Annotated in this window: 17 protein-coding genes; 3 read left to right on the forward strand and 14 right to left on the reverse strand. The window is 58.5% G+C overall.

Annotated features, from left to right (window positions below; genetic code table 11):
* The 9 genes from ftsW to mraZ are packed head-to-tail and all read right to left on the reverse strand — an operon-like array spanning position 1 to position 9,955.
* Positions 1-1,203, reverse strand: coding sequence for a cell division protein FtsW (gene ftsW, locus ACJ8J5_RS07045; RefSeq protein WP_025301570.1), 1,203 nt, complete (start codon positions 1,201-1,203; stop codon positions 1-3).
* Positions 1,200-2,519 (reverse strand): UDP-N-acetylmuramoyl-L-alanine--D-glutamate ligase, encoded by a 1,320-nt coding sequence (gene murD / locus ACJ8J5_RS07050; protein ID WP_049204793.1) that lies wholly within the window; start codon positions 2,517-2,519, stop codon positions 1,200-1,202. The genes ftsW and murD overlap by 4 nt, the downstream gene beginning before the upstream one ends.
* Positions 2,520-2,521: 2 nt before the next feature.
* Positions 2,522-3,604 carry a phospho-N-acetylmuramoyl-pentapeptide-transferase gene (mraY, locus tag ACJ8J5_RS07055; RefSeq protein WP_004932782.1) on the reverse strand — a complete coding sequence of 361 codons (1,083 nt, stop codon included), beginning with the start codon at positions 3,602-3,604 and terminating at the stop codon, positions 2,522-2,524.
* Positions 3,598-4,959: a UDP-N-acetylmuramoyl-tripeptide--D-alanyl-D-alanine ligase gene (gene murF, locus ACJ8J5_RS07060; RefSeq protein ID WP_342116887.1), complete on the reverse strand. Its 1,362-nt coding sequence runs from the start codon at positions 4,957-4,959 to the stop codon at positions 3,598-3,600. The genes mraY and murF overlap by 7 nt, the downstream gene beginning before the upstream one ends.
* Positions 4,956-6,443, reverse strand: coding sequence for a UDP-N-acetylmuramoyl-L-alanyl-D-glutamate--2,6-diaminopimelate ligase (gene murE / locus ACJ8J5_RS07065; RefSeq protein WP_414104739.1), 1,488 nt, complete (start codon positions 6,441-6,443; stop codon positions 4,956-4,958). Before murE ends, murF begins: the two co-directional genes overlap by 4 nt.
* Positions 6,430-8,193: a peptidoglycan glycosyltransferase FtsI gene (locus tag ACJ8J5_RS07070; RefSeq protein WP_004932790.1), complete on the reverse strand. Its 1,764-nt coding sequence runs from the start codon at positions 8,191-8,193 to the stop codon at positions 6,430-6,432. Before ACJ8J5_RS07070 ends, murE begins: the two co-directional genes overlap by 14 nt.
* A gap of 42 nt (positions 8,194-8,235) precedes the next feature.
* A complete protein-coding gene (gene ftsL / locus ACJ8J5_RS07075; protein ID WP_015376645.1) occupies positions 8,236-8,556 on the reverse strand; it encodes a cell division protein FtsL in 321 nt (106 codons plus the stop codon).
* A complete protein-coding gene (rsmH, locus tag ACJ8J5_RS07080; protein WP_025301565.1) occupies positions 8,553-9,494 on the reverse strand; it encodes a 16S rRNA (cytosine(1402)-N(4))-methyltransferase RsmH in 942 nt (313 codons plus the stop codon). Before rsmH ends, ftsL begins: the two co-directional genes overlap by 4 nt.
* A 2-nt stretch (positions 9,495-9,496) precedes the next feature.
* Positions 9,497-9,955: a division/cell wall cluster transcriptional repressor MraZ gene (gene mraZ, locus ACJ8J5_RS07085; RefSeq protein WP_025159638.1), complete on the reverse strand. Its 459-nt coding sequence runs from the start codon at positions 9,953-9,955 to the stop codon at positions 9,497-9,499.
* A gap of 864 nt (positions 9,956-10,819) precedes the next feature.
* On the opposite strand from mraZ, the gene ACJ8J5_RS07090 reads away from it, so the two are divergent.
* Entirely contained in the window at positions 10,820-11,260 is a 441-nt protein-coding gene (locus ACJ8J5_RS07090) for an L-alanine exporter AlaE (protein WP_025301564.1), read from the forward strand.
* Between the two features lie 37 nt (positions 11,261-11,297).
* Here ACJ8J5_RS07090 and cra read toward each other — a convergent pair whose 3' ends face one another.
* The 5 genes from cra to leuO form a co-directional block, all read right to left on the reverse strand.
* Positions 11,298-12,302 carry a catabolite repressor/activator gene (gene cra / locus ACJ8J5_RS07095; RefSeq protein WP_025301563.1) on the reverse strand — a complete coding sequence of 335 codons (1,005 nt, stop codon included), beginning with the start codon at positions 12,300-12,302 and terminating at the stop codon, positions 11,298-11,300.
* 218 nt (positions 12,303-12,520) lie between these two features.
* Positions 12,521-13,012: an acetolactate synthase small subunit gene (ilvN, locus tag ACJ8J5_RS07100; RefSeq protein WP_004932806.1), complete on the reverse strand. Its 492-nt coding sequence runs from the start codon at positions 13,010-13,012 to the stop codon at positions 12,521-12,523.
* Positions 13,013-13,014: 2 nt separating this feature from the next.
* Complete coding sequence (ilvI, locus tag ACJ8J5_RS07105; RefSeq protein WP_043135936.1) at positions 13,015-14,733, reverse strand: acetolactate synthase 3 large subunit; 1,719 nt, start codon at positions 14,731-14,733, stop codon at positions 13,015-13,017.
* 316 nt (positions 14,734-15,049) lie between these two features.
* Complete coding sequence (locus tag ACJ8J5_RS07110) at positions 15,050-16,858, reverse strand: AMP-dependent synthetase/ligase (protein WP_404758862.1); 1,809 nt, start codon at positions 16,856-16,858, stop codon at positions 15,050-15,052.
* 465 nt (positions 16,859-17,323) lie between these two features.
* Complete coding sequence (gene leuO / locus ACJ8J5_RS07115; RefSeq protein ID WP_197836142.1) at positions 17,324-18,271, reverse strand: transcriptional regulator LeuO; 948 nt, start codon at positions 18,269-18,271, stop codon at positions 17,324-17,326.
* Positions 18,272-19,143: 872 nt separating this feature from the next.
* Here leuO and leuA point away from each other — a divergent pair.
* Together leuA and leuB are read left to right on the forward strand one after the other, a co-directional pair.
* Positions 19,144-20,718 carry a 2-isopropylmalate synthase gene (leuA, locus tag ACJ8J5_RS07120; RefSeq protein WP_004932820.1) on the forward strand — a complete coding sequence of 525 codons (1,575 nt, stop codon included), beginning with the start codon at positions 19,144-19,146 and terminating at the stop codon, positions 20,716-20,718.
* A 2-nt stretch (positions 20,719-20,720) separates the two neighbouring features.
* Positions 20,721-21,812 (forward strand): 3-isopropylmalate dehydrogenase, encoded by a 1,092-nt coding sequence (gene leuB, locus ACJ8J5_RS07125; protein WP_025159635.1) that lies wholly within the window; start codon positions 20,721-20,723, stop codon positions 21,810-21,812.
* The last annotated feature ends 1 nt before the right edge of the window (position 21,813 follow it).

Below are 21,813 nucleotides of genomic sequence, written 5' to 3' on the forward strand. Positions count from 1 at the left end.
TTACCTCTTCACAAACGCCTGAGCCTTGGTCAGGCGCGTTTCATAATCAATTCGCAGCAACAGCACGATCGCCGTCGACATAATCAGCAAGCTCGAACCGCCGTAACTGATCAGCGGCAGCGTCAGACCTTTGGTCGGCAGCATGCCCGCGGCGGCGCCGACGTTAACCAGCGCCTGGAAGCTGAACCACACGCCGATCGCGCAGGCCAGGAAGCCGGAGAAGCGTTGGTCGATCTCCAGCGCGCGGCGCCCGATGGACATCGCGCGAAAAGCGACGAAGAATACCATTAACAGGGCTAAAACCACACCGATATAGCCCAGTTCTTCCCCCAAAATGGAGAAGATGAAGTCGGTGTGTGCCTCTGGCAAATACTCCAGTTTCTGCACCGAGTTGCCGAGCCCCTGCCCCCAGAACTCGCCGCGGCCGAACGCCATCAGCGACTGGGTCAGCTGGTAGCCGCTGCCGAACGGGTCGGCCCACGGGTTCCAGAACGACGTCACGCGGCGCATACGGTACGGTTCCGCGATGATCAGCAGCACCACGGCGAACACGCCGGAGCCGATGATCGCCAGGAACTGCCACATTTTCGCACCGGCCAGGAACAGCATTGCTAGCGTGGTGATGAACAGCACCACCACGGTACCGAGGTCCGGCTGCGCCAGCAGCAGCACCGCCAGCACCACCATCACGCCCATCGGCTTGCAGAAGCCCCAGAAGTTGCTGCGCACCTCTTCCACCTTGCGCACCAGATAGCTCGCCAGGTAGCAGAACAGCGACAGCTTGGACAGCTCCGCGGGCTGAATACGCAACGGGCCGAGTGCGATCCAACGCGAGGCCCCGTTTACCGAGCTCCCCACCACCAGGACGATCAGCAGCATCACGATCGACATCAGCAGCATCACGTTGCTGTAGCGCTGCCAAATTTCCATCGGGATGCGCAGCGTCACCAGCGACAGGCCGAACGCCAGGCCGAGGTACAGCGCGTCACGTTTGGCGAACAGGAACGGATCGTCCGCCAGGCGTTGGCCGATCGGCATCGAGGCCGAGGTCACCATCACGAAGCCGATGATCGCCAAGCCGAAGGTCAACCACAGCAGGGTGCGATCGTACAGCACCATGTTGACCGCGTCGTTGTCGCGCGCGCCGGTCACCCAGTCTTTCAGCCGTTCTGTCAGCCCGAAGTTCGGCAAGCGTAGTTTCATCCGCCAAGCTCCTGCGCCAGGCGGGCGAACTCATCGCCGCGCACTTCAAAATTACGGAACTGATCGAGGCTGGCGCAGGCCGGCGACAACAGCACCATATCGCCGGGCATTACGCGGCCGGCGATGGTGCGCATCGCCTGCTCCATGGTCTCGGTCAACGTCGCCACTTCCGGCCGCAGCTGTGCCAGCTGAGCGCCGTCACGGCCAAAACAATACAGACGCACGTTGTCGCCCTGCAGATAGCGCGCCAGCGGCGAGAAATCGGCGGACTTGCCGTCGCCGCCCAGCAGCAGATGCAGCGTGCCGTCCACCTGCAGGCCGTTCAGCGCCGCTTCGGTGCTGCCGACGTTGGTGGCTTTGGAATCGTTGATCCAACGCACGCCGTTGTGCTCCCAGGCCAGCTGGAAGCGGTGTGCCAGGCCGGTGAAGGTGGTCAGCGCCTTCAGGCTGGACGCACGCGGGATATTGACCGCATCCGCCAACGCCAGCGCCGCCAGGGCGTTGGTGTAATTGTGGCGGCCGGTCAGCTTCATTTCGCGCGTATTCAGCACCTTCTCACCGCGCACCCGCAGCCAGGTTTCCCCCTGCTGGCGGTTCAAGTGATAGTCGCCTACGTCCGCGCCGAAGCTGACACAGCGTTCGTCGGCGCCGCGCACCGGCATGGTCAGCGCGTCGTCCGCGTTCACCACGCACACCGCGGCGTTTTCATACACGCGCAGCTTGGCACCGCGATACTGCTGCAGACCGAACGGATAGCGATCCATATGATCTTCGGTCACGTTCAGGATGGTCGCCGCCGCCGCCCGCAGGCTATACGTCGTTTCCAGCTGGAAGCTGGACAGCTCCAGCACGTAAAGCTGACATTCCTGACGCAACAGGCTCAGCGCCGGCAGGCCGATATTGCCGCCCACGCCCACCGCCCAACCGGCGGCTTTCGCCATCTCACCCACCAGGGTGGTGACGGTGCTCTTGCCGTTGGAGCCGGTAATCGCCACGATCGGCGCCTGCGCCTCGCGGCAGAACAGTTCGACGTCGCCGACGATTTCGACGCCGGCGTCAGCCGCGGCGCTCAATGCCGGGGTCGCCAGCGCGACGCCCGGGCTGGCGACGATCAGATCCGCCGCCAGCAGCCAGTCTTGATTCAGATCGCCCAGATGGCGCTCCACGCTTTCAGGCAGTTTGTCCAACCCTGGCGGCGCGATACGGGTATCCATCACGCGCGGCGTCACGCCGCGCGCCATGAAGAAATCGACACAGGACAGGCCGGTGAGGCCCAACCCGATGATGACGACTTTTCTACCCTGATAGTCTGCCATGATTAACGCACCTTCAGCGTTGCCAGGCCAATCAGCACCAGCATCAGCGAAATGATCCAGAAGCGCACGATCACGCGCGGTTCCGGCCAGCCTTTCAATTCATAGTGGTGGTGAATCGGCGCCATGCGGAAAATGCGTTGTCCGCGCAGCTTGAACGACCCCACCTGCAGGATCACCGACAGCGTCTCTACCACGAACACGCCGCCCATGATCACCAGCAAGAACTCCTGGCGCAGCAGCACCGCAATGGTGCCCAGCGCGCCGCCTAGCGCCAGCGAACCGACGTCGCCCATAAACACCTGAGCCGGGTAGGTGTTGAACCACAGGAACCCGAGGCCGGCACCGACGATGGCGGTACACACGATCACCAACTCACCGGCATGACGCAGATACGGAATGTGCAGGTAGTTGGCGAAGTTCATATTACCGGTCGCCCAGGCCACCAGCGCGAAGCCGGCCGCCACGAATACCGTCGGCATGATCGCCAGGCCGTCCAGGCCGTCGGTCAGGTTGACCGCGTTGCTGGTGCCGACGATGACGAAATAGGCCAGCAGGATGTACAGCAGGCCCAGCTGCGGCATCACGTCCTTAAAGAACGGCACAACCAGCTCGGTGGCTGGCGTGTCTTTTCCTACGGCGTACATGGCGAATGCGACAATCAGCGCAATCACCGATTGCCAGAAATACTTCCAGCGGGCGATCAGCCCTTTGGTGTCCTTACGCACCACCTTGCGGTAGTCGTCGACGAAGCCGACGATGCCGTAACCCACCAGCACAAACAGCACGCACCAGACATACGGGTTGGACGGGTAGGCCCACATCAGCACCGAAATGGTGATGGAGGTCAGGATCATGATGCCGCCCATGGTCGGCGTGCCGCGCTTGCTGAAGTGCGACTCGGGGCCGTCGTTGCGCACCACCTGACCGAAGGACATTTCTTGCAGACGCTTGATCACCCGCGGGCCCATCCACAGCGACAGGAACAGCGCGGTCAGCAGGCTGACAATGGCTCGGAACGTCAGATAAGAAAAGACGTTGAAGCCTGAGTAATACTTGACCAAATGTTCGGCCAGCCAAACTAACATGGTGCTTTCTCCTGTAACGCGCGTACTACCTGCTCCATTGCGGCACTACGTGAACCTTTGATTAACACGGTGATGACCGCATGTTCCGACAGTAATTCCGCCACGCGCGCGATCACTGCTGTCTTGTCCTGATAATGTTCGCCGTTGCCGGACGCTTCGCTCAGCACGCGGCTCAACCCGCCGACGCTGATCACTTTATCGACCCCGGCCAGGCGGGCGGCTTCACCCACCTGACGGTGGCACTCTTCCGCTTCTGCGCCCAGCTCGGCCATATCGCCGACCACCATCACGCGGTAGCCCGGCATTTCCGCCAGCACCTGCGCCGCCGCGGTCATCGACCCGACGTTGGCGTTATAGCTGTCGTCCAGCAGCAGCTTGCCTTCGGCCAGCGCCACCGGGAACAAGCGCCCCGGCACCGCCTGCAATTGTTTCAACCCCTGACGCACCGCTTCGAGCGTCGCGCCCACCGACATCGCCAGCGCCGTGGCCGCCAGCGCGTTGGCCACGTTGTGGCGCCCCGGCAGCGGCAGTGCGATCTCGGCGGTGCCGAACGGGCTGTGCAGCGTGAACTGCGTACCTGCGCCATTCACCCGCACGTTGTCCGCGAAGAAGTCCACACCTTCGGCGGCCTGCGGCGAGAAGCGCCAGACGGTTTTGCCGACCAGCATGCTCTGCCAGTGCGGCCAATCGTTGTTATCGGCGTTGATGATCGCCACGCCGTCGGCCGGCAGGCCGGTAAAGATTTCACCTTTCGCCTGAGCGACGCCGGCCAGCGAGCCGAAGCCTTCCAGGTGCGCCGCCGCCAGGTTATTCACCAAAGCGGTCTGCGGACGCGTCAATGCGGTGGTGTAAGCGATTTCGCCAATGTGGTTAGCGCCCAGCTCTATCACGGCAAAATCATGCTGCGGCTCCAGACGCAACAGCGTCAGCGGCACGCCGATGTCGTTATTGAAGTTACCGGCGGTATACAGCACTTCGCCGCATTCACGCAGAATGGCGGCGGTCATTTCTTTCACCGATGTCTTGCCCGAGGAGCCGGTCAGCGCCACCACGCGCGCCGGCACCTGCTGACGCACCCAGGCGCCAAGCTGCCCCAGCGCCAGACGGGTGTCTTTCACCACCAGCTGCGGCGCGTCCACCAATAAGCGCTTACTGACCAGCAACGCCCCGGCGCCTGCGGCTACGGCATCCGCCGCGAAGTCGTGAGCGTCGAAACGCTCACCTTTCAGCGCCACAAACAGGCAACCGGCGGTCACCTTGCGGGTGTCTGTCGTCACCTCGACAATTTGGCAATCGGCGCCGATCGGTTCAGCGCTCAATACCTCAGCCAGTGTCTGAAGAGAGACAGGGATCATGCCAGCACCCCCAGCAGTCGGGCGACCGTCGTGCGGTCGGAGTAATCCAGGCGGCGGTTGCCCACCAGCTGATAATCTTCATGGCCCTTGCCCGCCACCAACACCACATCCTGCGCCTGCGCTTGCATGATGGCGCTGGTTACCGCTTCGGCGCGGCCGTGGATCACCAGCGCCTGCCCGGCGTCCAGCAATCCGGTCAGGATGTCGTTGATAATTGCGCGCGGCTCTTCGGTACGCGGGTTGTCATCGGTGATCACCACGCGATCGGCGAACTGCTCGGCAATACCGCCCATCAGCGGACGCTTGCCCTTGTCGCGATCGCCGCCGCAGCCGAAGACGCACCACAGCTGCCCCTGGCAGTGCAGGCGCGCGGCTTCCAGCGCTTTCTCCAGCGCATCCGGCGTGTGGGCGTAATCCACCACCACCGTCGGTTTGCCCGGCGCGTTAAACACTTCCATGCGGCCGCAGACCGGCTGCAGGCGGCTGCCGGTTTCCACCAGCGCCTCCAGCGGGTAGCCCAGCGACAGCAGCGTGGCCAAGGCCAACAGCAGGTTGCTGACGTTGAAAGCGCCCATCAGGCGGCTTTCGATCTCGCCGTCGCCCCAGCTGGAGCTGAAACGAACGGTGGCGCCGTTGTCGTGATAATCGACCGCCGTGGTTTTCAGCCAGCGGCCGTGGCCGCCCGGCTGCAGGTTGCCCTGCATCGTCACCGCTACCGCATCCGGCAGCTTGCCGAGCCAGCGCTGACCGACTTCATCGTCGGCGTTGATGATCGCCTGCCCCACGCTGTGGGCGGCGAACAGCGACCATTTGGCCGCCTCGTAATTGGCCATGTCACCGTGGTAATCCAGGTGATCGCGGCTCAGGTTGGTAAAGACCGCCGCGGCGAACGGCAGCGCCGCCACCCGGTGTTGCACCAGACCGTGGGAAGAAACTTCCATGGCGGCGAAGGTCGCGCCCTGTTCCGCCAACTCGTTTAATACGTGTTGAACATCCACCGCAGAACCGGTGGTATTCTCGGTCGGACACACCTGGCCCAGCAGGCCGTTGCCGACGGTGCCCATCACCGCGCTGGTTTCGCCCAGCAGTTGGCTCCACTGCGCCAACAGCTGCGTAGTGGTGGTTTTGCCGTTGGTGCCGGTCACGCCGACCAGGCGCAGACGCTCGCCCGGCTGGTGGTAAAAACGCCCGGCCAGCGCGGAAAGGCGCTGGTTCAGTTGGCTCAGGTAGATCACCGGCACGCCGTGCATCTCAACGATGGCGCCGTCTTCGGCCTGACCGTCAGCTTCGGCGATCACGGCGGCGACGCCCTGCGCAATGGCCTGCGGAATATAGCGGCGTCCATCCGTTTGATGGCCGACCACGGCGATAAACAGATCCCCGGCAGCCGCCACACGGCTGTCTAATGTCATTTCCCGCAGCGCGCGCCCGGGTGCCGTCGGCACCCACGGGGCGAGTAAGTCGCGCAAATTACGATCTGCCACCTGAACCCTCTTTCTTGTTAATCACTAATTCGCTTTTGTCACCGGTAGGCAACGCGTCAGGCTCGACGTTCATGGTGCGTAATACGCCGCCCATGATGGCGCCGAACACCGGCGCGGAGATTGCGCCACCATAGTATTTCCCACCCTGTGGGTCGTTGATGACGACCACCAGGGCAAAACGGGGGTTACTTGCCGGCGCGACGCCGGCGGTATAAGCGATATATCGGTTGACGTATTTGCCGTCCGGGCCCACTTTTTTCGCGGTACCGGTTTTGATGGCGATACGGTACCCCTTGATGGCGGCTTTCACGCCGCCGCCACCCGGCAAGGCCACGCTTTCCATCATGTGCACCACGGTGCGCACCAGAGGTTCAGGGAAAACGCGTTCGCCGGCGACCGGAGGGTCAACCTTGGTGATCGACAATGGGCGATACACGCCCAGGCTGCCGATCGTTGCATAGACTCGCGCCAACTGTAACGGAGTTACCATCAGCCCGTAGCCGAAAGAGAAGGTGGCCCTCTCTATGTCAGACCACCGTTGTTTTTTTGGGTATATGCCACTGCTTTCTCCGACCAGCCCCAAATTGGTCGCTTTTCCCAGCCCAAAACGAGAGTAAGTATCTACTAACGCTGAGGACGGCATCGCTAACGCCAGCTTTGAAACACCGACGTTACTCGACTTCTGCAAGATCCCGGTCAATGACAGCTCCGAGTACCGCGCCACGTCTTTGATCTCGTGGCCCTGAATGCGGTACGGGATGGTGTTCAGCACGCTGTTTTCTCTCACCACGCCGTTTTGCAGCGCGGTCATCACCACCATCGGCTTCACGGTTGAACCGGGTTCAAAAATATCGGTGATAGCACGGTTACGCATGGTTTCTTTCGGCGTACCGGCCATATTGTTCGGGTTGTAAGACGGGCTGTTGGCCATCGCCAGCACTTCGCCGGTGTTCACGTCGATCAGCACCGCGGTGCCTGACTCGGCCTTGTTGAACGCCACCGCGTTGTTCAGCTCGCGATACACCAGCGCCTGCAGGCGCTCATCGACGCTCAACACCAGGTTATGCGCCGCCTGGCTGTCGACGGAGGAGATATCTTCGATCACCCGGCCGAAGCGGTCCTTACGCACCGTTCTTTCGCCCGGTTGCCCGGTCAGCCAGCGGTCGAAGCTCTTCTCGACGCCTTCGATGCCTTGCCCGTCGATGTTGGTCACGCCAATGATGTGCGACGTCACCTGCCCAGCCGGGTAGTAACGGCGCGACTCCTGCCGCAGATAGATCCCCGGCAGCTTGAGTTTGTGGATGTAGTCGCCGATCGCCGGGTTAACCTGGCGCGCCAGATAAACGAAGCGCCCTTTCGGGTTGGCGTTGATGCGGTTGGAGAGTTGGTCCAGCGGGATGTTCAGCGCATCGGAAAGCGCTTTCCAGCGGCTGTCCAGCGTGATGCCGCCGCGCTCGTTCAGCTCTTTCGGATCGGCCCACACCGCATTCACCGGCACGCTGACCGCCAACGGACGGCCGGCGCGATCGCTGATCATGCCGCGCGCGGTCGGCACTTCCTGCACGCGCAGCGAACGCATGTCACCTTCTTTCACCAGACGATCGGGGTTGATGACCTGCAGGTACGCGACGCGCAACATCAGGCCAACCATCGCCAGCAAAATGCAGCCGCACAGCAACGCAAAACGCCAGCTGACAAAGCTGGCCTGATCTTCCTGGCGTCTCAACTTACCGGGGCGCGCTGCTTTCATGCGTTTCCTTTCTACTCCGTGTCATTATTCCGGTTAAACCATTCATTGTTTAACGATGATATTTTCCTGCGATGGATCAACGTGTTGCATCTGCAGTTTTTCTGTCGCGATACGTTCAACCCGGCTGTGATCGCCGAGGGCGTTCTCTTCTAAAATCAGGTTGCGCCACTCGATGTCCAGCGCATCGCGCTCCAGAACCAGCTGTTCGCGCTCGGCGGTCAGCAGGCGGGTGCGGTGCGCGGTAGTCACCACGAAAATCGCGGAGACCAGTGACGCAATCAGTAAAATCAGGGGGATCTTGGCGTTGCGCAGCAGATCGCCGCCAATGACCCCAACCAGACCGTGACGTTCGTTGCCGATCACGCGGGCATCCTCTCAGCAATACGCAGCACCGAGCTGCGCGCACGCGGGTTGTCCGCCACTTCCGCTTCCGACGGCATCATTTTGCCCAGCGCTTTCAGCGTTCGTCCGCCCATGCTGCGCAGTTGCTCTTCGGTCAACGGAATGCCCGCCGGCACCTGAGCGCCGCGGCTGTGGTGACGCATAAAGCGTTTGACGATGCGGTCTTCCAGCGAGTGGAAACTTATGATCGACAAACGGCCCTGTGGGGCCAGCACTTCCAGCGCGCCGTCGAGCGCACGCTCGATCTCTTCCAGCTCGCTGTTGATATAGATGCGGATCGCCTGGAAGCTGCGCGTCGCCGGATGCTTGTGCTTTTCACGGAACGGGCTGGCATCGGCAATCAGATCCGCCAACTCTTTGGTGCGCGTCATCGGCTCCACGCGGTTTCTTTCGACGATGGCGCGTGCGATGCGCTTGGCGAAACGCTCTTCGCCAAAGGTTTTCAGCACCCAGGCGATATCGTCCGCCTCGGCCTTCATCAGCCAATCCGCGGCGGACAGGCCGGTGGACGGATCCATGCGCATGTCCAGCGGACCGTCGCGCATGAAGGAGAACCCGCGCTCTGCGTCGTCAAGCTGCGGCGAGGAAACGCCCAGATCGAGCAGAACGCCGTCGATCTTGCCGACCAGTTCGCGCTCCCGCACATAGTGCGACAACTCGGAAAATGGGCCGTGTACGATGGTAAAACGAGGATCTTCAATAGATTTGGCGGCTGCAATCGCCTGAGGGTCACGGTCAATTGCCAGCAAGCGCCCTTCCGGCCCCAGCTGGGACAGAATCAGACGAGAATGGCCACCGCGACCAAAAGTACCGTCGATATATATGCCGTTGCTGCGGATGTTGAGGCCGTTGACGGCTTCGTCCAGCAGGACGGTGGTGTGTTTATAGTTTTCCAACATGCTTATAGCGACAAGTCCTGTAGCCGCTCAGACAACGGTTCCTGAGTCGACTGTTCAGCGTCAATATCATCCTTGACTTGTTGATACCAGGTCTGTTCATCCCACAGTTCAAACTTGTTGAACTGACCGACCAGCATCACTTCTTTTGTGAGCCCGGCGTGTTGCCGCAGCGTATTGGCAAGCAGCAAACGACCGGCACTATCCATCTGACACTCACTGGCATGCCCCAACAGCAGGCGCTGAACGCGGCGCTCGGCGGGATTCATGCTCGACAGACGTGATAATTTTTGTTCAATAATTTCCCATTCGGGCAAAGGATAAAGCAGCAGGCAGGGCTGATGGAGGTCAATGGTACAGACCATTTGGCCTTGCGATTCCTCGTTGAGCAATTCCCGATATCGGGTAGGTACGGCGAGCCGCCCTTTGCTGTCGAGGTTGACCATCGTCGCTCCACGGAACATTCCTGAGCTACCCCTTAGTGACCGTTTTCACCACTTTACCCCACAAATTCCCACACAATGGAGTTTACGGAGGGTATGAAAACCTTGTCAAGCCAGAGCGCCAGCGCTTTGGCAATATTTCTCTGGTCATTTTGGGAGCTGACTCGCGAAAGAAACTCTGATTATTCGACGATTAAAAATTAACACCATGATAAACGGAGAGAATTTTCTAAGCGGAAAGAATCTGATTAAAAACCTGACGAACTGGCGATTAATTAACTCATTACTTCCTTCTGCAAGCCATGTCTCATTTTTCAGCTCGGCAATCTCAGGGCTGTAACCGCTGCCGCCCCGCGCCCGCCAAGGCTCGGCGCCTGGCGAATCGACCGAAGAATAAGGCCATAACCCCTTGAGTTAATAACGCTCAATCGTTATTCACCGTGAAACTGCGCGCTATTTTACTTCAATTTGTCCCGCCATGATGAGAGCACGATAAAAATAAATGGCTCGGATATTACGAGCAGAAGTAATTTCGATTTAAATCAATTTGGTAAGATTATTCCCAAAATACCTGTTTACAATTATGGTTTCATTTTCTTACACCTTTATTTCCACAATTTTTGCCGGAAAAAAACCTCTTCAAACACCAAAAATCGCAACTGCATGTTTTTAATGAATTTATTTAAATTCACCGATTTTAATCTCCCTGTCCCATCCTGTGCCCCTGTTCTGCGGGACAAAAACCGAACAAATGTTAAAAATAAAAATTTAAATCCAGTTAAAAAACACAATACAGATTAGTACACTATATAAATCGCAAAAAACCAGAACTAACAACTACGAATAAATAATTTAACAGAAGATTAACCAAAAAGGAGAGAGTGCATGCTTTCGCCCGCCCCTCACTGGCGTAGCGCCGCTGCCGATACGTTCGCACTGGTGGTGTACTGCTTTATCGCCGGCATGGCGATAGAAGTGTTGATCTCCGGCATGAGCTTCCAGCAATCCCTCTCTTCGCGCCTGCTGTCGATCCCGGTCAACATCCTGATCGCCTGGCCTTACGGCCGCTATCGCGATCTGTTTATCCGCACGGCACGCCGCTGCCCACGCGGCCAATTCCTACTGCGCAACCTCGCCGATCTGCTGGCTTACGTCAGTTTCCAGTCGCCGGTTTATGCCGCCATTCTGTGGAGCGTGGGCGCCGACGGCCAACAAATGCTGGCGGCGGTGACCAGCAATGCGCTGGTCTCCATGGCGATGGGCGTAGTGTATGGCTATTTCCTGGAATATTGCCGACGGCTGTTTCGGGTCGCGGGTTACGTCTAAACCAGGAGCCCGACAACGCGGGCTCCTGTAGAGCGGCCTATTTGCGGCTCAGGCTACCGCGGCGGAACAGATTACGGCGGATCCGCGTCAGTCCCGGTTTGGGTTTACGCGGTTCGTCCAGGCTGGCCAACACCAGCTCCAGTACGCGTTCGGCCACGTCGCGATGGCGCTGCGCTACCGCGAGCACCGGGCACTCCAGAAAATCCAACAGCTCATGGTCGCCGAAGGTGGCAATCGCCAGATCGGTCGGCAAACGGCCGCGTTGCTTCAGCGTCACGTCCATCACGCCCTGCAATAAAGAGAACGACGTGGTGAACAGCGCCTGCGGCATCGGGTGCGTTTTCAGCCATTCGGCAAACAGCGCGCCGGCGGCCTCACGCTCATAGCTGTTGGCGTACAGATAATCGACATGGCGAGGATCCTCTTGCCAGGCCTGACGGAAGCCCTGCTCACGCAGGAAGCTGACCGAAAGCTCCGGCAAGGCGCCCAGGTACAGTACCGACTCCGCCGGGAAGGTGCGCAGCTCCTGCGCCAGCGCAAAGGCATCTTCCTCGTCGGCCCCGACGACGCTGATGAAATGCTCGCGATCCAACGCGCGGTCCAGTGCGATGATCGGCAGCGGATCGTTGGCCCAGCGTTGATAGAAGGGGTGCTCCGGCGGCAAGGCGGTGGAAACGATGATGGCGTCCACCTGACGCTGCAGCAAGTGCTCGATACAGCGCATTTCGTTGTCCGGCTGATCTTCGGAGCAGGCGATCAGCAATTGATAACCACGCTGGCGCGCCTGACGCTCCAGGTAGTTGGCGATACGGGTATAGCTGGTATTTTCCAGATCCGGGATCACCAGACCGATAGAACGGGTGCGCCCAGCGCGCAGCCCTGCCGCGACGGCATTCGGGTGGTAGTTATGCTCCCTGACCACGGCCATCACTTTCTCGACGGTTTTATCGCTGACACGATACTGCTTCGCCTTGCCGTTGATGACATAACTGGCCGTCGTGCGCGAAACGCCCGCGAGACGCGCGATTTCATCCAGTTTCACATTAACCCCTTAATGACGCTGAAAATAGAAGTGAAGGCTGTGCTCGGATTAACCATGACATCCCGTGCGGTTATTCAATCCAGCCTCTGCGATCTAACAGCAGAAAACACTACCTAGCAACCGCTTTTGCCGAAAGGTGCCAGCAATCGGGCAAAAAAATGCCGAAAAACAAAGGGCGCAGCCATGCCGCGCCCCGATTATTCGCCACTAAACCGCGCTCAGCGCATGATTTTGTCGCCGCGCGACACGCCGACCACGCCGGAACGCGCCACTTCCACAATCTCCGCCACTTCACGCACCGCGCTCAGGAAGGCGTCGAGCTTGTCGCTGGTGCCGGCCAGCTGTACCGTGTACAGCGTCGCCGTCACATCGACGATCTGGCCGCGGAAAATGTCGGCGCAGCGTTTCACCTCTTCACGGCCATAACCGCTGGCCTGCAGCTTCACCAGCATGATCTCGCGCTCGACGTGAGCGCCTTGCACCAGCTCGCTGACGCGCAGCACGTCCACCAGCTTGTGCAGCTGTTTCTCAATCTGCTCCAGCACTTTCTCGTCGCCGACGGTCTGGATAGTCATGCGCGACAGCGTCGGATCGTCGGTCGGCGCCACCGTCAGGCTTTCAATGTTATAACCGCGCTGGGAGAACAGCCCGACCACGCGCGACAAGGCGCCGGATTCGTTTTCCAGCAAGACAGATAAAATACGGCGCATGATCAGGTCCTCTCCGTTTTGCTAAGCCACATTTCGTCCATGCTTCCGCCGCGGATCTGCATCGGGTAAACATGTTCGGTTTCGTCGACGGTCACGTCGACGAACACCAGCCGCTCTTTTTCCGCCAGCGCCTGCGCCAGCTTGCTTTCCAGCTCATCCGGCGTGCGGATGGCGATGCCGACATGGCCGTAAGCCTCGGCCAGCTTGACGAAGTCCGGCAGCGAATCCATGTAAGACTGCGAATGGCGGCCGGAATAAATCATGTCCTGCCACTGCTTCACCATGCCCAGATAACGGTTATTGAGGTTCACCACCACCACCGGCAGGTTATATTGCAGCGCAGTGGACAGCTCCTGAATATTCATCTGAATGCTGCCGTCGCCGGTCACGCACACCACGGTTTCTTCCGGCAGCGCCAGCTTGACGCCCAATGCCGCCGGCAGGCCGAAGCCCATGGTGCCGAGGCCGCCGGAGTTGATCCAGCGGCGCGGTTTGTCGAACGGATAATAGAGCGCGGCGAACATCTGGTGCTGGCCCACGTCCGAGGTGACGTAGGCGTCGCCTTTGGTCAGGCGGTGCAGGGTTTCGATCACCGCCTGCGGCTTGATGGTGCCGCTGTGCTTGTCGTAACCCAGGCAGTCGCGGGCACGCCACTGCTCGATAGACTGCCACCAGTCGCGCAGCGCATCGTGATCCTGCGCTTTCTCATCCTGCGCCAGCAACTCCAGCATTTGAACCAACACCTGCTTGGCATCACCGACGATCGGAATATCGGCGTCCACCGTTTTGGAGATCGAAGTCGGATCGATATCAATGTGCAGCACGGTGGCGTCCGGGCAGTATTTAGCCAGATTGTTGGTGGTGCGATCGTCGAAGCGCACGCCTACGGCGAAGATCACGTCGGCATGGTGCATGGTTTTGTTGGCTTCATAGGTTCCGTGCATGCCGAGCATACCGACGCTCTGACGATGGGTGCCGGGGAAAGCGCCCAATCCCATCAGGCTGCTGGTTACCGGCAGGTTCAGCTGCTCCGCCAACGACAGTAATTCAGCTTCACAACCGGCATTGATCGCGCCGCCGCCGACGTACATCACCGGCTTTTTGGCCGCCAGAATGGTTTGTAACGCGCGTTTGATCTGCCCGCGGTGGCCCTGCACCGTCGGGTTATAAGAACGCATGCTCACGTCCTGCGGGTAGGCATAAGGCATCCGCACCGCCGGGCCGACAATGTCTTTCGGCAGATCGATCACTACCGGGCCGGGGCGGCCGCTGGAAGCCAGGTAGAACGCCTTCTTCAACACCGCCGGGATGTCTTCGGTGCGTTTTACCAGGAAGCTGTGCTTCACCACCGGGCGCGAAATCCCCACCATATCGCACTCCTGGAAGGCGTCGTAGCCGATCAGCGAGCTGGGCACCTGCCCCGACAGCACCACCATCGGGATCGAGTCCATATAAGCGGTAGCGATACCGGTAATGGCGTTGGTGGCGCCGGGGCCTGAGGTCACCAACACCACGCCCACTTCACCGGTGGCGCGCGCGTAACCGTCGGCCATGTGCACCGCACCTTGCTCGTGGCGCACCAGAATATGATCGATCCCTCCGACCGTATGCAGGGCGTCGTAGATATCGAGCACCGCCCCGCCGGGATAGCCGAATACATGCTTAACGCCCTGATCGATCAACGATCGGACGACCATCTCGGCTCCTGACAACATCTCCATGGGTTTGCCTCCAGGCTTGCTTATTCTTCTCTGGCGCCGGAACGTAGCGCCTGCTGCGGGGCAATGCCCCTAAATTTTTATGGGTTGTCGCTATCGAATTAACATAACGTCAGAAGATGGGGCAGGCAAACGGCAAAATGGCTTAACAGCGGAGGGGTTATTGCCAAGCGGCTGGAGATCGCGGCTTTATAAAAACAATGCGCTAGCCCCAGAGGCGTCAGGCTAGGCATTGTTTCGAACAGAGGGAAAATTACAGAACTAAATCAGGCGAGGTATATGCCGTTTTTTTCGCCGGACGCGCGATCCGGCGGCGGCGTCAAGCCTGTTCCTGGTACATTGAGTCGATTTCACGCTGATAGCGCTGCAGGATCACTTTGCGGCGCAGCTTCAGCGTTGGCGTCAGCTCTCCCAGCTCCATGGAAAAGGCCGCCGGCAGCAGAGTGAACTTCTTCACCTGTTCGAAGCGCGCCAGCTCCTTTTGCATCTCGCGCAGACGCTTTTCGAACATCTCGAGAATTTCACCGTTGCGCAGCAGTTCCAGACGATCTTGGTACTTCAGGTTGACTGACTTCGCGTACTCTTCCAGCGACTCAAAGCACGGCACGATCAGCGCGGAAACGAACTTGCGCGCATCGGCGATGATCGCCACCTGTTCGATAAAACGGTCCTGCGCCAGCGTACCTTCCAGCATCTGCGGCGCGATGTATTTGCCGCCGGAGGTTTTCATCAAATCCTTCAGGCGCTCGGTGATGAACAGATTGCCCTCTTCATCGATCGCCCCGGCATCGCCGGTTTTCAGCCAGCCGTCTGCGGTAAAGGTCGCGGCGGTTTCCAATGGCTTGTTGAAATAGCCGCGCATCACGATCGGCCCTCGCACCTGGATTTCATTTTCTTCACCGATGCGCACCTCGACCTCCGGCAGCGGTTTGCCGATGGAGCCGAAACGGAAATGCCCCTCTTCCCAACAGGAGACGGTCGCACAGGTTTCGGTCATGCCGTAGCCGTACTTGATGTTGACGCCCATCGCCTGGAAGAACAGGATCACATTGTCATCCAGCTTGGCACCCGCCGCCGGCAGAAAGCGCACCCGGCCGCCGAGGATACCGCGCAACTTGCTCAATACCAGCTTGTCGGCCCAGCGATGAGAGAGTTCGAACAGTTTGCCCAACGGTTTGCCGGCCCGCTCTTGAAGGAACTTGCGCTCCCCGCAGACGATCGCCCAGTGGAACAGCGCGCGGCGCAGCCAAGGGGCGCGCGCCACTTTTTCATGCACCGCGCTGAAAATCTTCTCGTAGAAACGCGGTACCGCGCACATCAGCGTCGGGCGGACCTGCCCCATCGCTTCCCGCACCCAGTCGGTGCTCGGCAGGAAGACGTTCTGCGCGCCGGAATGCATCACAAAGAAGCTCCAGGCACGTTCGAACACGTGCGACAGCGGCAGGAAGCTGAGCGACACATCTTCTTCGCCGACCGTCAGCCTTTCATCATGCAGGTAGAGCTGCGCCGCCAGATTGCAGTAGTCCAGCATCACCCCCTTAGGCTCACCGGTGGTGCCCGAGGTATAGATCAGGGTGAAGAGATCCTGAAGGTCGCACTCTTCAATGCGCTGCCGACGTTGAACGATAAAAGCCGCCGGATCGGCAGCACGCTCGAAGGCGCTCAGATGCTGTGCGATCTCGCAGCCGCGCAGATCGGCATCCTCGTCAAACACGATAATATGGCGCAGCTGTGGGCAAACGCCGCGCAGCGCGATGGCGGCGTCAAGCTGCGCCTGCTCGCCAACGAATAGTATACGGATGTCGGCGTCGTTGGTGACGAACGCCGCCTGTGCCGGCGTATTGGTGGAATACAGCGGTACGCTGACACCGCGCAGATGCAGGATAGCGAGATCGGCCAACGCCCAGGCCATCGTGTTATTGGCGAAAATACCGATGCGTTCTTGCACGTCGACGCCAAGCCCCAGCAGCCCGGCGGCAATGCGATCAATACGAGTGGCGGCCTCTCCCCAGGTCAATTGAAACTCGCCGTTTGGCGACCATTGGCGAAAAGCTGTGCGATCGGCTCGATGGGTGATTTGATGCTGTATACGATGGATCAAATGGTATTGCAGCAGATTAGTGATCATAGTGCTCTAAGCCTGAAATGAATCATACAGTTAAGCCTGAACGACGCCTTGCGGCCCTCATCTCAGCTTACACGTGTTTACTTTTTTCCGCGCAGTCTACCTACTCTCAGGCAGAGGGAAAAGTGATTTCAGCGTAGAAGTGTGAGCCAAAACTCAGGCCGGCTTTCGCGCTTTCATGGGTTGGCCAGAACGGGAAAGAAAAGGTTGGGTGGCGGCAATAAAACGCGGCCCATCCGGGCCGCCGCATCGAATTAGTTTAAAATACCAGCCGAAAAGTAAAAATCAGAATATTAATTTATATTAATTATTTTTGGTAAACGAACCAACCCACCCTGAAAATAAGTTATTTTATCGCCGTAAAACCAAGAAACATCTTAATAAAAACCCAGATAGTTCTTAGCTTTTATCATGAGAAAAAAACGCTCAGTTGAATATTATTTTTGTATGACCCCATTTTTTATCGCGTTACTTTGGGTTACCGGCCTCAATCAGAACGGATTTCATCCACTGGTGGCCTTTATCCCGCTCGGAGGATTCATGCCAGGAGAGATAGCAAGTGGCTTTATTATCGTTGCCACATAAAGGAACCGACTTTATTTTCAACGCTTCCGTCTGTTGCCGCACCAGCCAGGCGGGCGCAATCGCCACCATGTCCGTTTGCGACACCATATTCAACACGCTGTAGAGATCCGTGCACTGTTGTGTCACGGTGCGCAGCATCGGTTCCTCTAAATAAAAAGGTTTACTGAAAGAACCAAAACTTTCCAGAGAAACTGCCGCGTGCTGTTCGGCCAACATTTTCTCCGGCGTCACCTCCTCCCCTATTCGCGGGTGCGCCTGCGCGACCGCCAGCACTAATTCGTCGTCGAACATTGCCAGGCTGCGAAACTCCGCCGACTCGAAACGGCTGTAGCCGATGACAAACTCGACGTCCTGATAACGCAATTGATGTTCGATATTATTGTTAATGTATGACTTTATTTGCAGGTTAAGCTGCGGCGCGATCTGTTTGACGTGATTGATTATTCCAGCGCCCAGACGTAAATCGAGCGGGCTGCACAGCGACAAGGAGAACGCTCGCGTGCTGGTCAGCGGCTCAAACTCAGATCCCGGCAACTCATTTTGCACCAGCTGCAGCGCTTGCCGCACCGGCCCGAACAGCTGCCTGGCGCGCATAGTGGGCTGAATCCCGCGCCCGCAGCGCACAAACAGTTCATCGTTGAACATCACCTTCAGGCGCGCCACCGCGTTACTCACCGCCGGCTGCGACATCCCCAACAAATTAGCGGCTCGCGTAATATTTTGCATTTGCATCACGGCGTCAAACACCGTCAGCAAATTAAGATCGACGCTGCGCAAATGGATGTCCGCCGGCTCTTTGACCATGGCGATTTCTGAATCATATTCAGCCATATTTCACTCCACTAAATCCTGTGTAGATAATCTAATCCTTATGCTCGAAAAACAATGAAACGCCGCATTGTCTTATCTTTGCACGACAAATCCTGCTATTACCGTCATGAGCCGATAAAAAACCTCGTGTTATCGACACGATATAAGTCGTATATGGAATGCATGTCAGTCACTTATCCCGTCAGCAGGAAGAATGCTACCTGGGTGGTACCAACAATTAGGTATTAACAATGATTAATACAATTAAACAACGTAACCGCACTGTATGAGACAAACTATAAAAACACATCATAAGCAATCAAACCATCTAAAAACACCGCTCACTTTGTGTAAAATCGCATTATTTTGTTATATTATGACTAAAACAATCAATTAATCATATGAATCCAATTTCAATCATTTGAATTAAAAATGTTATTTTGTTGCCTCCCGTGATTAATCTCTCTTAATTTTCATCACAAATCTTAACCCAACAAAATCCAGAAGCAATTAGCGCAGTCTCTATTCGATTCGTTTATGCTAAGCAACACGCAAACTGCGCCCCACTTTTTCTCTAGAGCACCGCATTTTTACCGAATGTTCCTCTGTTTGGCCACTTAGCCGGTGCATTGTCCCCGCATTCAATCAGGTGTTGACATCGCCAGGCCAATCACGTATCAAATTAGGCAGACACCCAATTTAAGAGAAGCTGAACCCTTATGATCCGTACCCACCGTCTACTAGGCCTACTACTCAACGCATCTTGTTTGCGCGGTATGCCTGTGGATGAAGTTCGGAGCTGACTCAGCCGATCACCCATAAGAAACCCGCGCTACTGCGCGGGTTTTTTTTTGCCCGCTTAGCGTGAAATCAACACGATAAGGAATGCACCGATGAGCCAACAAGTCATTATTTTCGATACCACGCTGCGTGACGGCGAACAGGCATTGCAGGCCAGCCTGAGCGTAAAAGAGAAGATTCAGATTGCGCTGGCGCTGGAAAGAATGGGCGTTGACGTGATGGAAGTCGGCTTCCCGGTCTCTTCGCCGGGCGACTTCGAATCGGTGCAAACCATCGCGCGCCAGATCAAGAACAGTCGCGTCTGCGGCCTGGCCCGCTGCGTGGACAAAGACATCGACGTGGCCGCCGAAGCGCTGCGCGTCGCTGAAGCGTTCCGCATCCACGTGTTCCTGGCCACCTCCACCCTGCATATCGAATCGAAGCTGAAGCGCTCGTTCGACGAAGTGTTGGAGATGGCGGTGCGCTCGGTCAAACGCGCCCGCAACTACACCGACGACGTAGAGTTCTCCTGTGAAGACGCCGGCCGCACGCCGATCGACAATCTGTGCCGCGTGGTCGAAGCCGCCATCAACGCCGGCGCCACCACCATCAATATTCCGGACACCGTCGGCTACACCACGCCGAACCAGTTCGGCGGCATCATCACCACCTTGTATGACCGCGTGCCGAACATCGACAAAGCCATCATTTCCGTACACTGCCACGACGATTTGGGCATGGCGGTCGGCAACTCCATTGCCGCGGTCCAGGCCGGCGCCCGTCAGGTGGAAGGCACCCTGAACGGCATCGGTGAGCGCGCCGGCAACTGTTCACTGGAAGAGGTGATCATGGCGATTAAAGTGCGCCAGGACATCATGAACGTGCACACCAACATCAATCATCAGGAAATCTTCCGCACCAGCCAGATCGTCAGTCAGCTGTGCAACATGCCGATTCCGGCCAACAAGGCGATCGTCGGCTCCAACGCCTTCGCCCACTCCTCCGGCATTCACCAGGACGGCGTGCTGAAGAACCGCGAAAACTACGAAATCATGACCCCGCAGTCGATCGGCCTGAAGGACGTGCAGTTGAACCTGACCTCCCGCTCCGGCCGCGCGGCGGTGAAACACCGCATGGAAGAGATGGGCTACCAGGAGCAGGACTACAACCTGGATACCCTGTATGCCGCCTTCCTGAAGCTGGCCGACAAAAAAGGCCAGGTGTTCGACTATGACCTGGAGGCGTTGGCCTTCATCAATAAACAGCAGGAAGAGCCGGAGCACTTCAGCCTGGGCTACTTCAGCGTGCAGTCCGGCAGCAGCATCATGGCCACCGCCTCGGTGAAACTGATCTGCGGCGGCGAAGAGAAAGCCGAAGCCGCCACCGGCAACGGCCCGGTCGATGCGGTCTATCAGGCGATCAATCGCATCACCGATTACCCGATCGAGCTGGTGAAGTACCAGTTGACCGCCAAGGGCCATGGCCGCGACGCGCTGGGCCAGGTGGATATCGTCGTCTCTTACAACGGCCGCCGCTTCCACGGCGTAGGCCTGGCGACCGACATCGTCGAATCCTCTGCCAAGGCAATGGTGCACGTGTTGAACAATATTTGGCGCTCACAGCAGGTAGAAAAAGAAAAGCAGCGCCTGCAGCAAAACAAACATCAAAATAATCAGGAAACGGTGTGAACATGACGAAGACTTATCACATTGCCGTCTTGCCCGGAGACGGCATCGGCCCGGAAGTAATGGCTCAGGCGCGCAAAGTATTGGACGCGGTGCGTCAACGCTTTGATATTCGCATCACCACCGCCGAGTACGACGTCGGCGGCATCGCCATCGATCGCCACGGCAGCCCGTTGCCGGCGGCGACCGTCGCCGGCTGCGAGCAGGCCGACGCCATCCTGTTCGGCTCGGTGGGCGGCCCGAAATGGGAACACCTGCCGCCGGCCGAGCAGCCGGAACGCGGCGCGCTGTTGCCGCTGCGCAAGCACTTCAAACTGTTCAGCAACCTGCGCCCGGCCCGCCTGTATCAAGGGCTGGAGGCATTCTGCCCGCTGCGCGCCGACATCGCCGCCCGCGGCTTCGACATTCTGTGCGTGCGCGAACTGACCGGTGGCATTTACTTCGGCCAACCGAAGGGCCGCGAAGGCCAGGGCATGCAGGAGCGCGCTTTCGATACCGAGGTGTATCACCGTTTCGAGATTGAACGCATCGCACGCATCGCCTTCGAATCCGCCCGCAAGCGCCGCCACAAGGTGACGTCGATCGACAAGGCCAACGTACTGCAAAGCTCCATCCTGTGGCGTGAAGTGGTCAATCAGGTTGCCAAGGATTACCCGGACGTGTCGCTGTCGCACATGTATATCGACAACGCCACCATGCAGCTGATCAAGGATCCGTCCCAATTCGACGTGCTGCTGTGCTCCAACCTGTTCGGCGACATCCTGTCCGACGAATGCGCGATGATCACCGGCTCGATGGGCATGTTGCCATCCGCCAGCCTGAACGAGCAAGGCTTCGGCCTGTATGAGCCGGCGGGCGGTTCCGCGCCGGATATTGCAGGCAAAGGCATCGCCAACCCAATTGCGCAGATCCTGTCCGCCACCCTGCTGCTGCGTTACAGCCTGGGCGCCGATGAAGCGGCCGACGCCGTGGAGCGCGCCATCAACCAGGCGTTGGAACAGGGCTACCGCACCGCCGATCTGGCCGGTGACGGCAAAGCCGTCAGCACCGATGAAATGGGCGACATCATCGCTCGCTTTGTAGCTCAGGGGGCATAAC

The sequence above is a fragment of the Serratia sp. CY43202 genome, from assembly GCF_052168755.1.
GTDB classification, from domain to species: Bacteria; Pseudomonadota; Gammaproteobacteria; order Enterobacterales; family Enterobacteriaceae; genus Serratia; species Serratia bockelmannii.

Excerpts from the sequence above, each read along its gene's own strand:
- ftsW (WP_025301570.1), bottom strand. The coding sequence starts at position 1,203 with ATGAAACTACGCTTGCCGAACTTCGGGCTGACAGAACGGCTGAAAGAC.
- murD (WP_049204793.1), bottom strand. The coding sequence starts at position 2,519 with ATGGCAGACTATCAGGGTAGAAAAGTCGTCATCATCGGGTTGGGCCTC.
- mraY (WP_004932782.1), bottom strand. The coding sequence starts at position 3,604 with ATGTTAGTTTGGCTGGCCGAACATTTGGTCAAGTATTACTCAGGCTTC.
- murF (WP_342116887.1), bottom strand. The coding sequence starts at position 4,959 with ATGATCCCTGTCTCTCTTCAGACACTGGCTGAGGTATTGAGCGCTGAA.
- ACJ8J5_RS07070 (WP_004932790.1), bottom strand. The coding sequence starts at position 8,193 with ATGAAAGCAGCGCGCCCCGGTAAGTTGAGACGCCAGGAAGATCAGGCC.
- rsmH (WP_025301565.1), bottom strand. The coding sequence starts at position 9,494 with ATGTTGGAAAACTATAAACACACCACCGTCCTGCTGGACGAAGCCGTC.
- mraZ (WP_025159638.1), bottom strand. The coding sequence starts at position 9,955 with ATGTTCCGTGGAGCGACGATGGTCAACCTCGACAGCAAAGGGCGGCTC.
- ACJ8J5_RS07090 (WP_025301564.1), top strand. The coding sequence starts at position 10,820 with ATGCTTTCGCCCGCCCCTCACTGGCGTAGCGCCGCTGCCGATACGTTC.
- ilvN (WP_004932806.1), bottom strand. The coding sequence starts at position 13,012 with ATGCGCCGTATTTTATCTGTCTTGCTGGAAAACGAATCCGGCGCCTTG.
- ilvI (WP_043135936.1), bottom strand. The coding sequence starts at position 14,733 with ATGGAGATGTTGTCAGGAGCCGAGATGGTCGTCCGATCGTTGATCGAT.
- ACJ8J5_RS07110 (WP_404758862.1), bottom strand. The coding sequence starts at position 16,858 with ATGATCACTAATCTGCTGCAATACCATTTGATCCATCGTATACAGCAT.
- leuO (WP_197836142.1), bottom strand. The coding sequence starts at position 18,271 with ATGGCTGAATATGATTCAGAAATCGCCATGGTCAAAGAGCCGGCGGAC.
- leuA (WP_004932820.1), top strand. The coding sequence starts at position 19,144 with ATGAGCCAACAAGTCATTATTTTCGATACCACGCTGCGTGACGGCGAA.
- leuB (WP_025159635.1), top strand. The coding sequence starts at position 20,721 with ATGACGAAGACTTATCACATTGCCGTCTTGCCCGGAGACGGCATCGGC.